The sequence below is a fragment of the Vibrio gallaecicus genome, from assembly GCF_024347495.1.
Taxonomy (GTDB): Bacteria; Pseudomonadota; Gammaproteobacteria; order Enterobacterales; family Vibrionaceae; genus Vibrio; species Vibrio gallaecicus.
Map to the genome: position 1 here is coordinate 1795797 of NZ_AP025491.1, position 11727 is coordinate 1807523.

Here is an 11727-nt window from a genome sequence, read left to right on the forward strand (position 1 = left end):
CTTATGCCTCAGTAAGGTTACGGCTTTGTTTATTACGTTTAGCCACTGATTTCAAAATCAAGTAACCAACAACAGCGATCAATACCGTGTTACCAGCGGCAATAATTGTTAATTGAGTGAAGACTTTTGTGAAAGGTTCTGCGTACAGGATAGTATCTAAGAATGCAGAGCAGCCGTAACCGACTACATTGCCTGCAAGAGCGAGCAAAACAAAAAGAACAAAATCTTTCATCGGAAGTTCACCTTGTTGCAAGCGGTTCTTAGTCATTATCGGAAACAAACCAATGACCAAACCAACAATGCCTGAACCTAAAACCCAAGTAAGCCAAACGCCCCAGCCCGCGAACAAGTCTGTTACCCAATGACCAATAAAACCTACTAAGAAACCAACGATTGGACCAAATAGTACTGAGAATAGTGCTAATACAGCCATTGCTGGCTTAAGTGTAGTATTGGCAAAAACAGGCACGCCAAACATTGGTAAACCACCAATGCCATATAGAGCAGCGCCGATCGCAATCACGACGACAGTTTTAGCTGAAAAGTTCATGGATAACCTCAAATACAGAAAGATAAATGCTTTAAAGAGCCTAATAATTGCCGCTATTGGTAAATCTTTAAACAAGATTGTTTTTTAGGCAAATATTAAAAATAAGGCGCGCAGTATACAGGAGAATCTGCTAGTTAGGAAAGCCAAGTGTCTAGATGTCTAAAAATCATTCAGCGAATGGATAGATGATTTTGGGGAAGAATGAAAAAGCCAGAGCATGAGTGCTCTGGCTTAGTTTTTCTTTATATTTTTAAATGAATTAATGATCTAAGTATAGGAAGTTTTGCCAGCTCTTCATTCGAATAAGAACTTTACGCATTATTGAAACGTGAGTAAAACTGTCGGAATAAACGGCAACCTCAACAGCAGTACCTAGAGGTAAATGATACTCCGATAAATCATCAGTAATCGTGAGCTTTGCAAATACACGACCATTGGTTCTTAATGCATCAGTACCTAACAGGGCACCTCTAGCTTGAAATTGGCTTTCGCCGATTGCAGGTATTACTTCATCGATACGACCTTTAAATACTTTACCAGGTAAGGCGCGGAATAAAAATTCAGCTTCAAACCCAGGTTGTAAACGTTGCAGTGAATTTTGTCTAAATGCAGCAGTATAGAACTGAGCTTCTGTATGAACAAAAGTCATGACAGGTGCAAGCGGTAGAGGTACAGCCATGACACCAGGTCGTAGAGCTAACTGTGTAACGTAGCCATCAGTTGGCGCTTTAACTACGGTTTGATCAAGGTTAAACTCAGCAATACGTAAGTCTGCAAGTAATCCCGCAACAGCGGTGTTCTCACCACCAATCTCTGAGTTGAGTGCAATTTGAGCTTGTTGTTGGTTTGCTTCTGCGACTTTTAAAGCGGCTTCTGCTGCTTTATATGCTTGTTTCTTGGTATCAAGTTGTTGCTCTGTGAAAGCACCACTTTTAAAGCCTCTTTCGTAACGAGAAAATTCACGTTGTGCCTTATCTCTTTCCGCAATGGCTTTGATTTTGGCTGCTTCGGCTTCATTGACTATTGATTCAAGCCCTAATGCACCTTGGCTGGCTTCTTTTACTTTCGCTTGTAATTTCGCAACTTCAGCTTCAAATGGGATAGGGTCAATACGGAATAGAACGTCACCTTGTTTCAAAGGTTTGTTCGCTTCTACCGGAACCTCAATAACTTTGCCTCGAACACCAGAAACAATAGGGGTAGTGGAATAGACTTGGTTACCAATTTGCGTGAACGGGTGATTGTAGTTCATCAATAAAATGAGAGTACCAATCAAAACAACTCCGCCAAGTACCGCTGTTGGGACTGTCCACTTGTTTAGGGGAATCTTAAACACTTTGAAAATAGTGATACAAAGTGCTGCATAGGTCATTATCAGCAGTAAATCCATTACTTCACCTCCTGATTTTGAGCATCAGTTGAGTTGTTCGATGTTGTCTGTTGCTTTGGCGTTGAGTTAGTTTGTGTAGTCGGTTGCTTTAATTGCGCAACTTCTTGCTGAAGCGCGGCTACTTGATCAATCAGAGTATCGACGCGATGGTGGATATCGTGTTGCTCTTCTGCAAGTTTTGCGAATCCCCAGCCTCTGTCTTTACGCCACAGTGTTGCCCATATCCATAAGAATGGCCAAATAGCATGTAAAGTGAAAAGACTCACCCAGCCGGAAACATGAATCGCATCTTGATGCGGGTGATCACGCTCTTTGGCAATTTCATAGGGGATATCATGAATGACAATGATTCCATAAAAGATGACTAATGCGACAAATATGAGGAGGCCAAGGGCAAAATAGTCTAAAAACATAACGGGTCCTTGTTAATTTTAAGAGGTCTGAATTTATCTTACACTAGGCTGTAAGTATTTGTTATGAAAAATAAAACCTTTATAGAGTATTTTGTTTTAACTTTGAGGGTGTATGTGAGTTTACTTTTATGTTTTAGGTGTAAATCATTCTAGAAGTAGAAGTAGAAGTAGAAGTAGAAGAGCACAGAAGTAAAGAGCCCATCAATATGAGCTCTTTATTGTGTGGTGCGTTTGTTCTGAAGATATACTAGGTTTACTATTCAGTGCAGACTTGGTTCCGACCATTGGCTTTTGCTCGGTATAAAGCCTTATCTGCTCGGTAGAAAGTACGTTGAGTATTTTCTCCATCACGGTGCAGCGTAATACCAATACTAACTGTTAACCCACGCTCTCCGAGTATCTCTCTCCAGCCATACTGGAATATACGCTCTCGATAATTTTCAGCATGAAGTTCAGCTTTCGCTAAGTCTGAATTTTCTAAAATGACCAAGAATTCTTCACCACCGAAACGGACACAAGATGCCCCTCTAAATTTGAAGTAAGAGGCAAGTTCATGTGAAACGCTCACAATTGCTTTATCACCAACTAAATGGCTTAACTCATCGTTAATTGATTTGAAGTGGTCGATGTCGACAACTAACAGAGCGAATGGCGTCTCATGCAGCAGTAAGTCTTTCAGTTTCACATCTAGCCAGCGTCGGTTATGTAAGCTGGTGAGTGGGTCAGTAAATACATCCTGTTGCAGCTGAGCTACGGTATTCTTATGTTGCTCTGTCGTTTCTTTTAATTCTTTATTTTCTTGTTCTGAAAGTATCAGTTTCAACTGCAATTCAAAGCGGGATAAACGACGTAACTGGCTGGCTCCTAATTCACTAATCGGAATCTGCTTCATTAAATCAGTTTCAATGCGGTAACCTTTTTTCTCGTATGCCAGTGCTTCTTTGAATCGACCTTGAGTCATGCATACTGAACTTAAAGAGTCATAAAATCGTTTTGCTAGAACTGGTGAAGAATAGTGTTTAATTCGCTTATGTGTGTTCGCAAGAATCATACTTGCGATGTGCTCTTTACCTACCGCATTTAAGTTATGAGCCACTTCTAAACGGATCATAGTGGCTAACCAGCTGGCTTGAATATTGGTTGAAGAGTACTGAACTTTTGAAAGGCACAGAAGAGCTTCGTTATACTCTTTCTTGGCTCGTAAAATTTTAGCGCAATACAGCAATATCTGAGCTGTGAGTCGTTTATCACTGACTAAGATACTTAGCTCTTCACATTCACGTAAAAGGTCATTTGCGGCAGTAATTCGGTTGAGCAAAATTAGACTTGCAACCATATGCAATTTAAAGCGAAGTCTTAATGAGCGGCTGCTAATGGCGTGGTCGATACTTTCGATTTTTTGGTAATAGCGTAATGCACGGTTATGGTCGCCATAGGCATCGCATAAATTACCCATTCCGATGATAGCCATAACGTACTCATCGATATATCCATGTTCGACTGAAATTGTAGAAGAGCTGACAAATTCATTGAGCGCTGCAGTGTAATCGCCGATTTCAACTAAACGCTCACTCAAGCTGGACTTGACCGTTAAAATATCTTCAACATCACGAGGTAAAGAAAGCAGGTCGAGTGCGAGGCGCAGTTCATCAATACTAATTTGGTTTTGCTTTAATTCCGCTCTATATTCCGAGCTGATGATATAGCAGTGGGCACGCTCTTGAGGTGTCGTTGAAATATGCAGCCGGATATGGTTCCAGAATATAATGGCTTCTTCACCAGAAACTGATGAAGGATCAAGTCCTGCATCCGTGATTTTACTTAGTAGCGTTTCCATCAGTCTCTACCTTTTCTGGGGTTTCTTCTAATTGTTCAAGAGTGAACGGGAACGTTAAAATGTCATTGAGACTAATGGTGGGTTTCTTACCCTTTAATCCGCGTCTATGCCATGGGTACATATCAAGCATGGCTTTCAAGGTATTGAAAACTTTCTCTGCCTCGTCCCCTTTTTCAGAAAGCATAAGCGCGACACGCTCTGTGCTCAAACGAGAGATAAGGTCATTTTGATTGCATATCGCATGAGCGAGCTCTGTACAAACTTCGAGGTAATCAGGATCAACATGCTGGAACATGATAACGGCATGCTTAGAACTTTTGAGCTCTGTCTTGTATAAAACCAGCTTTTCCCACCAGTAAGTTTCTGAAACCACATGTGAGAAATGTTTTTCTGGATCATATTCATGTTGACCACGAATACGATTAATGAGTTTTCTCGCCCTCTGCTCCAGTTGACGCTTAGAATTACGAGCTTTATCTAAACCTACTCGCGTGGTTTGCTCTCTGAGCATGTCAATAGAGTGTTGGCGGTACTTCTTAAAGGCGATGAGAGAGGCTTCATAATCGCCGTTTTCTTCTGAAACCAAAGATTGCTGAAAACAAATTTGACTGAGTAGTTCACCATTATCGAATGAGCCTGCCGATTGTTCGGCTAATACTAATAATTCGGCGGCTTCTTCAGGTTTCTTTCTGAGTAATTGCAACCTTGCTCGGCTAATATACGAGTGAGCTTTCATCCATGTTAGGTTGTGCTTTATCGCAAGACCGTGTGCTTTTTCCGTAGCTTTTTCAGCGTCGTCTAGGCGCTCTAAGCCTAAAAGTGCTAATCCTCTGAAATCCCAAACTTCTGCATGCCATGTATTGTCGTGGTGATCTTGTAGTGCTTCTTCAGCGCCATCAAGTACAGAAAGCATTTCAACATAATTGCTAAGAAGGTAGTAATCCCATGCGAGTAGTATTCTTGCTTTCCCTTCAAGCCAGCCAATTCTGCTACTGTTTGCAACCTTAACTGCGAGCTGGTGGGTTGAACAAGCCAACTTATATTCATGGGTAATACGCCAAATGTTACCAAGACCAATTAAACACTCTATTTGAATTTCTATTTCATCAACGAGTGCAGATTGCTCTAATGCATTTATCCAGTATTGCTGGGCAGAGTAGTATTTGGCTTGTCCCCAAAATTGGAGAGCATGAAGATGGAGGATTTCAGGAAGGAATATGTCAGTATCAAGTCGGTTTTGGCGAGAATAAGCTTCTTTAATATCTTTTAAGCCTTTTCGATAATCCATCAAGTTCCAGTGACAGCGAGACATGATCATCAATGCCTGTATCGCCCCTTTTTCAAACAGCATCTGTTCAGCTCTCACTAAGCATTGTTGTGAGAGTTCTAAGATGACTTGAGGCTCAGAATCTGCACGACTCTTGAGCTGCTCTAATTCTGTTTCAAGAAGGTACTGGTGTTTGTCCAAGGCGTATATCCATAATTACCGAACGTATTGATAACACGATCATTATAAGAGCATGATATAGGATAAGCACGAATTATCTTCAGTAGAAAGTTTATGAGGCGAATATCTTTATAATTAATTCGCGTTAGCTCATGTTCTAGTGATTAATTAATATGGTTATTTATCTAACACATCTTATAAATGCAAAGCGTTATGAGAGTAACTGCTTTAGCGTCAGAGGGTGATCGGTCACACCAAGACGCTGGGCTGCTGTTGCCCCATGCTTATCTTGGTAGCACAGATTGTGCCAAGCTCTGAATATGTCTAGAAGGGGAAGGATGCCACCCGGTCTCAGTTTACGTCTTGGTTCATTAATGAAGCTGTCGAATAGCAATTGAAAACGTTGCTGATAAAATTCGGTATGCTTGATAGAGGCTTCATTAAACCATTGTTTAGGTTCTGAATTTTTTCCTGCTAGGTAGCAAATGCCTTTTTGGCTTGATTCTTGGTTTGCAATTGCCCAGCGATCTCGCCACCAACTCATATGCACAATATCAATCTTTTCAAAACCAGCACTTTCATCCCATGATAGATCTTCTTCCACATACATTAAGTCAATATTTTGGCTTTGTATACGCGGCAAGCACACGCTAAGAGCGGCAGATCTTAGTAGGGGATCTTGAGGTAAATAGATTGAAACGTGTTTGTCTGCTTTACACATATCAAGCACATGTAAAAAGTGTGCGTAAGATGTATAAGGTGGACGGATTAATGCACCTTTAGATGGGTAAGAGAATGTTGTTAAATTTCCCATAGGGTCTTCAACATTGCCACGGGCAAGAATAGTTTGATACTTCTGCTCGATACGCTCACGCAAGTTTTCTGAAGGTTTGGGTGTTTCTATATTTGCTTCTGAAGAGTGATCACGAGAGACAAATCGTGACGCAGTGTCATACGGGTTATGATCAACTCCGCCCATAGGCTCTTCTGAGTGTGAGTAGTTCACATGCTGGCATAAAATGTATCCAGAATGCGCTTCTCCCGTCGCGATCCACACAACGCCATTATTGCTGTTTGGTTGTAAACGTTGGTAATGCGAAGCAAATTGATAATCTTTTGCATGGTTAACCCAACGAGCATCGATCATTGCCAGCTTACGACGGCAACGGCTCGCAATATGATCCACATGGTCATAGAAGGTTTTTGGGTTAATTTCTAATTTTCGGCAAATTTCACGTACGGAATAACCCATGAACAATAAGCCCATAAGATTTTCTTGAAATAGAAGCTTTTTATTGGAACCTGACCATTTATCAACAAACGTTGATTGGCAGCATTTGCAGCGGTATCGCTGGCGGTCACCGCTATAACCAAAGGCATGGTATAGGTGTTTATGGGTGTGTACTGAAAGACCAAAGCTTTCACAATCATTATTGCGACAAGCAGGGAGTCCATCACTATGAAGCTGACGTAAACGATGTAATTCGTTTAGAACTTCACGATTGTTAAGTAAGGGGGGGAACGCACCACATTCACGACAAACCATCGCTGGACGCTTAGGGTTCGCATGTTGCAAAACATAACGTTTTGCATCGCTCAAGCCAAAGTTGTTACACGCCAATGTTTTACAAAAGTTGAGTTGTAAACCATCCGCATCTTTTGGCAGCTCGCCGTTAGACACGATCGCCCCCTCGGGATTATCTGGGCAGCTAAGCGAACTTAGCTGCTGGGTATTTCTTTTCAATTAACTATTTCTATCAATAATTAATTAGATGTTAATTGCAGTTTCTAGTGCAACTTTCATCATGTCGTTGAACGACTTTTGACGCTCTTCAGAGCTTAGTTTTTCGCCACGGATGATGTGGTCAGAAACTGTTAGGATAGTCAGTGCTTTAGCACCTAGATCTGCAGCAACACCGTAGATACCAGCCGCTTCCATATCAACACCTAGGATGCCTAGTTTTTCCATTTTGCCGAATAAATCAGCTTCAGGAGTGTAGAAAAGGTCTGCAGAGAATACGTTACCTATTTTTACAGGAACTTCTTGTGAACGAGCTTGTTTTACTGCTTCTTCAAGAAGACCGTAATCAGCAATTGCCGCGAAATCGTGGTTGTTGAAACGGATACGGTTTACTTTAGAGTCAGTAGATGCACCCATACCGATAACAACGTCCATTAATTTAACGTCGTCACGTACTGCACCACAGCTACCTACGCGAATAACGTTTTTAACGCCAAACTCAGCGATAAGCTCGTGTACATAGATGCAGCATGATGGGATACCCATGCCGTGACCCATAACAGAAACTTTTTTGCCTTTGTAAGTACCGGTGTAACCGAACATGTTACGAACATCACAAACTTGCTTTACATCATCAAGGAACGTTTCTGCAATGTATTTTGCGCGAAGCGGGTCACCAGGCATAAGAACCGTTTCAGCGAAATCACCAAGTTGTGCATTAATGTGAGGGGTTGCCATTGTCGTTCTCCAAAGTTAAACGGTAATTTACGGAACAGGTTTGTAAATTACCAATTCTGTTGAATTGAATTCGTTCTGTTGAAGCAATATTAGCGAGTTAAATAAGGGTTCCTTGAGAGCTTTGTCACAGAATGAGTTCAGCTATTGAATTTTATGATTATTGATAACCAAATATGTTGAAACTTTATGGGCAATCGTTTTTGTTACCCATATTCTCTATTTTACAATGTGAATAGGTGCATATGATTGCATTTCCATTACTCATATAGACCACTTATCGAGTTAAATACAGCCATCTCGAAGAAGAAAGTCAGAAGAAGTAAGTGATTTCTTAGTTGTAATAAATACGAAACTGAACGGAAATTATGCATGGGGCATGTATATCAATCATTCTGGTTGTTGATACTTATAAACATAGATAATCTAAACTCTAAATATAGAGTTATTTAGGAAATACTATGCCTTGCGAGTTTAAGCGACCAATATTCAATAATATTAAAGGAAGATTGAAAGTACTGACTCTCGCTTTAGGGCTCTGTTCTTCTCACTTACTTGCAGCAACTTTCCCATTGCCAACAGACGAAAGCCGCGTTGTCGGGCGGATTCAACTACATGAAGTGGTGAAAGGTGAAACGCTCGCAGAGATAGCTAAGAAGTATGACGTCGGTTTTTTATCGTTAATGGCGGCGAATAAAGGCATTGATCCCTTTCTTCCAAATGAAGGATATGTGCTAAGTATCCCGACTCGATTCATTCTGCCTAACACTCTCCGTGAAGGTATTGTCATCAACCTTGCCGAACTTCGTTTGTACTATTTTGAACCTGAAAAAAATCAAGTGCATGTGTTTCCGGTCGGAATCGGAAGAGTTGGGCGTGATACACCTGAAATGACAACAAAAATAAGCCAAAAAAGACCCAACCCAACCTGGACGCCGCCTAAATCGATTCGAGCTGAATATTTAGAAAAAGGGATAGAACTTCCACCAGTTGTGCCTGCGGGTCCTGAAAACCCATTGGGTCAATATGCTTTACGACTCGCCTATGGCGCAGGTGACTATCTTATCCATGGTACTAATAAAGATTTCGGTATAGGACTTAGGGTCAGCTCTGGTTGCATTAGGATGGAACCGAAAGATATTGAATGGTTATTTGAAAAAGTGCACAAAGGCGAGAAGGTGACGATTATTAATGAGCCGATAAAAATTGCTCTTGAGCCTGATAGAAGTGTGTTTATTGAGGCGCATGAACCTTTGACACGTAGTGACGGATCACAAAAAGCTCTAAATGTACCTGTTGAATTAGAGTGGTGGCTACAGGATGCTCAATTGTCTGACTCTAAAGCAAAAGCCGTCATTTTTGCGCAAAATGGTGTACCTGTTGAAATTGTTTCACCTTAGCTTTGCCTTCCATCAATCAACACGCATAAAAAAGCCGTTTATCCTTACTAAGGGTAAACGGCGATAGTCAGTAAAATTAATCGGTTATGTATTATCGATTTACTTAACTATTTTGTGTATGACTGAGCAATATTATCAATACGCTCATTGGCACGAGCAGCTTCTTCTTGCGCTGCCATTGCTGAATCTGCGGCTTGCTTCGCTTTCATTTCTGCTGTTGATTGTTCGTTTTTAAGTGCATTAACTTCGCTAGTCAGTTGAGCAACTTGGTTTTTAAGCTCATCCATACCTGCCATTGCCGATTCATCGGGACCAGAAGAACAACCAGCAAGAATAAATACGGAAGCTGCAGCTGCGAATAACGTCTTGTTCATAAGAACTCCTTGTTTATATTAATATCAAAATATGCGCTATACATTTCTAACCATACAGTCGCTTCATTAATGATTGTAGCGATAAAAATTTTAAGCACCTAATTTACAAGTAGGAAAATGATAAATCTGTTCCTTTTTATCCAAGATGGTGGTGGATGTCTCATATTTGAGAGTTAATACGCGTACTTACTCTCTTTGCTTCTTATTAAGTCTTAACATTTTTATGGCGAGGTTTTTGGATAGGCTTGCAGGGTTTTATTCTTTTCAGATGACTTGGCTAAGTATTAACACAAGGCTGTAAACGAAAGGTTGGAGAAAGATACCTGATAAATTTTATGTGATCTCTATCCATTAGAAGTACTTTCGCGGTATCATGTCACGTTAAAATAATTTTGTATCAAATCACCAAGACTGGAGAGTCCTTTGCACTTTAAAGATTTAGGCTTAGATAATCGCTTACTGAAGAACTTAAAACATTACGACTTCAAGAAAGCGACAGAGATCCAACAACAAGCGATCCCTGTGGCTATTGCTGGTAAGGATCTATTGGCTTCATCAAAAACAGGATCAGGTAAAACGTTAGCATTCGTATTACCTATGATACATAAAGCATTAAAATCGAAAGCTTTTTCTGCTCGTGATCCTCGTGGTGTGATTTTGGCTCCAACTCGTGAACTGGCTAAACAAGTTTACGGTGAACTTCGTAGCATGCTGGGTGGTTTGTCTTATGAAGCTGCTCTTATTCTTGGTGGTGAGAACTTTAACGATCAAGTTAAAGCATTACGTAAATATCCACGTTTTATTGTCGCTACGCCTGGGCGTTTAGCGGATCACCTTGAGCACCGCTCTTTATTCCTCGATGGTGTCGATACACTGATTCTGGATGAAGCAGACCGTATGCTAGACCTAGGTTTTGCACCTGAGCTGCGTCGTATCTCAAATGCAGCTAAGCACCGTCGTCGCCAAACGCTAATGTTCTCTGCAACGTTAGATCACGCTGAAGTGAATGGTATTGCTGGCGAAATGTTAGATACGCCAAAGCGTATTTCAATTGGTGTTTCTAATGAAGAACACCGAGACATTACGCAAAAATTCTATCTATGTGATCACCTAGATCATAAAGAAGCAATCTTAGACCGCATTATTGAAGAAGCTGAATACCGTCAGGTAATGATTTTTACAGCTACTCGTGTGGATACTGATCGTCTAACTGAAAAGCTAAACGAGAAGAAGCTTAAAGCTGTCGCTCTGAGTGGTAATTTAAACCAAACTCAACGTAACGCGATCATGAGCCAGTTTGAACGAGCAGTATTTAAGATTCTTGTTACGACTGATGTTGCTTCACGTGGTATCGATATTCCAAACGTAAGTCACGTAATCAACTTTGATATGCCGAAGCATACTGAAGAATATGTGCACCGTGTAGGTCGTACAGGTCGTGCTGGTAACAAAGGTGATGCGATTTCACTTGTTGGACCAAAAGACTGGGATAGCTTTAAACGTGTAGAAATGTACCTACAGCAAGATCTTAGCTTCTCAGTTCTTGAAGGCTTGAAAGGTAAATTTAAAGGTATTAAGCCTCGCAAACCTGCATTCCAGAAAGGCGGTCCTGTGAAGGGTAAAGCTAAGGTTCAAGCGAAGAAAACACCTAAGAAACCGGTTAAACGCGATAAGAGCTTCCACAATAATGTGGCTGTGGGTGATACGGTATTTATTCCTAAGAAGAAAGTCGCACCAAAAGTGGATGACGAGTAAATTTAGTGATTGGTTAGGCTGGTTCCTTAGTTAACAGTTTAAATCTATAGGAAGACGCTTACAGTTTTTATGTGGCGAATTCTAC

Annotated in this window: 10 protein-coding genes; 2 read left to right on the plus strand and 8 right to left on the minus strand. The window is 40.9% G+C overall.

Annotation, left to right across the window (positions count from 1 at the left end):
* Window position 1 precedes the first annotated feature (1 nt).
* From OCU78_RS22800 to deoD, 7 genes are all read right to left on the minus strand, one after another.
* A complete protein-coding gene (locus tag OCU78_RS22800) occupies window positions 2–550 on the minus strand; it encodes an ECF-type riboflavin transporter substrate-binding protein (protein ID WP_137371932.1) in 549 nt (182 codons plus the stop codon).
* A gap of 259 nt (window positions 551–809) precedes the next feature.
* Window positions 810–1940 carry an HlyD family secretion protein gene (locus OCU78_RS22805; protein ID WP_137371933.1) on the minus strand — a complete coding sequence of 377 codons (1131 nt, stop codon included), beginning with the start codon at window positions 1938–1940 and terminating at the stop codon, window positions 810–812.
* A complete protein-coding gene (locus OCU78_RS22810) occupies window positions 1940–2353 on the minus strand; it encodes a DUF3302 domain-containing protein (protein ID WP_137371934.1) in 414 nt (137 codons plus the stop codon). Before OCU78_RS22810 ends, OCU78_RS22805 begins: the two co-directional genes overlap by 1 nt.
* 256 nt (window positions 2354–2609) lie before the next feature.
* The gene (locus tag OCU78_RS22815; protein ID WP_137371935.1) at window positions 2610–4190 is read right to left on the minus strand and encodes a diguanylate cyclase; all 1581 of its coding nucleotides are present in this window, start codon (window positions 4188–4190) and stop codon (window positions 2610–2612) included.
* Entirely contained in the window at window positions 4171–5658 is a 1488-nt protein-coding gene (locus OCU78_RS22820; RefSeq protein WP_137371936.1) for a tetratricopeptide repeat protein, read from the minus strand. Before OCU78_RS22820 ends, OCU78_RS22815 begins: the two co-directional genes overlap by 20 nt.
* A gap of 190 nt (window positions 5659–5848) precedes the next feature.
* On the minus strand, window positions 5849–7318 hold the full coding sequence (locus OCU78_RS22825; RefSeq protein ID WP_137371937.1) for an IS1 family transposase: 1470 nt from the start codon (window positions 7316–7318) through the stop codon (window positions 5849–5851).
* A gap of 87 nt (window positions 7319–7405) precedes the next feature.
* The gene (gene deoD / locus OCU78_RS22830; protein WP_137371938.1) at window positions 7406–8116 is read right to left on the minus strand and encodes a purine-nucleoside phosphorylase; all 711 of its coding nucleotides are present in this window, start codon (window positions 8114–8116) and stop codon (window positions 7406–7408) included.
* A gap of 458 nt (window positions 8117–8574) precedes the next feature.
* On the opposite strand from deoD, the gene OCU78_RS22835 reads away from it, so the two are divergent.
* Window positions 8575–9513 carry a L,D-transpeptidase family protein gene (locus OCU78_RS22835; RefSeq protein ID WP_137371939.1) on the plus strand — a complete coding sequence of 313 codons (939 nt, stop codon included), beginning with the start codon at window positions 8575–8577 and terminating at the stop codon, window positions 9511–9513.
* Between the two features lie 107 nt (window positions 9514–9620).
* Here the strand turns inward: OCU78_RS22835 and OCU78_RS22840 are convergent, their stop codons facing one another.
* Window positions 9621–9887: an Lpp/OprI family alanine-zipper lipoprotein gene (locus OCU78_RS22840; RefSeq protein ID WP_137371940.1), complete on the minus strand. Its 267-nt coding sequence runs from the start codon at window positions 9885–9887 to the stop codon at window positions 9621–9623.
* A 423-nt stretch (window positions 9888–10310) separates the two neighbouring features.
* On the opposite strand from OCU78_RS22840, the gene OCU78_RS22845 reads away from it, so the two are divergent.
* Entirely contained in the window at window positions 10311–11642 is a 1332-nt protein-coding gene (locus OCU78_RS22845) for a DEAD/DEAH box helicase (protein ID WP_137371941.1), read from the plus strand.
* The last annotated feature ends 85 nt before the right edge of the window (window positions 11643–11727 follow it).

Coding starts and splice junctions, on each gene's coding strand:
- OCU78_RS22800 (WP_137371932.1), bottom strand. CDS start 550: ATGAACTTTTCAGCTAAAACTGTCGTCGTGATTGCGATCGGCGCTGCT.
- OCU78_RS22805 (WP_137371933.1), bottom strand. CDS start 1,940: ATGGATTTACTGCTGATAATGACCTATGCAGCACTTTGTATCACTATT.
- OCU78_RS22810 (WP_137371934.1), bottom strand. CDS start 2,353: ATGTTTTTAGACTATTTTGCCCTTGGCCTCCTCATATTTGTCGCATTA.
- OCU78_RS22815 (WP_137371935.1), bottom strand. CDS start 4,190: ATGGAAACGCTACTAAGTAAAATCACGGATGCAGGACTTGATCCTTCA.
- deoD (WP_137371938.1), bottom strand. CDS start 8,116: ATGGCAACCCCTCACATTAATGCACAACTTGGTGATTTCGCTGAAACG.
- OCU78_RS22835 (WP_137371939.1), top strand. CDS start 8,575: ATGCCTTGCGAGTTTAAGCGACCAATATTCAATAATATTAAAGGAAGA.
- OCU78_RS22840 (WP_137371940.1), bottom strand. CDS start 9,887: ATGAACAAGACGTTATTCGCAGCTGCAGCTTCCGTATTTATTCTTGCT.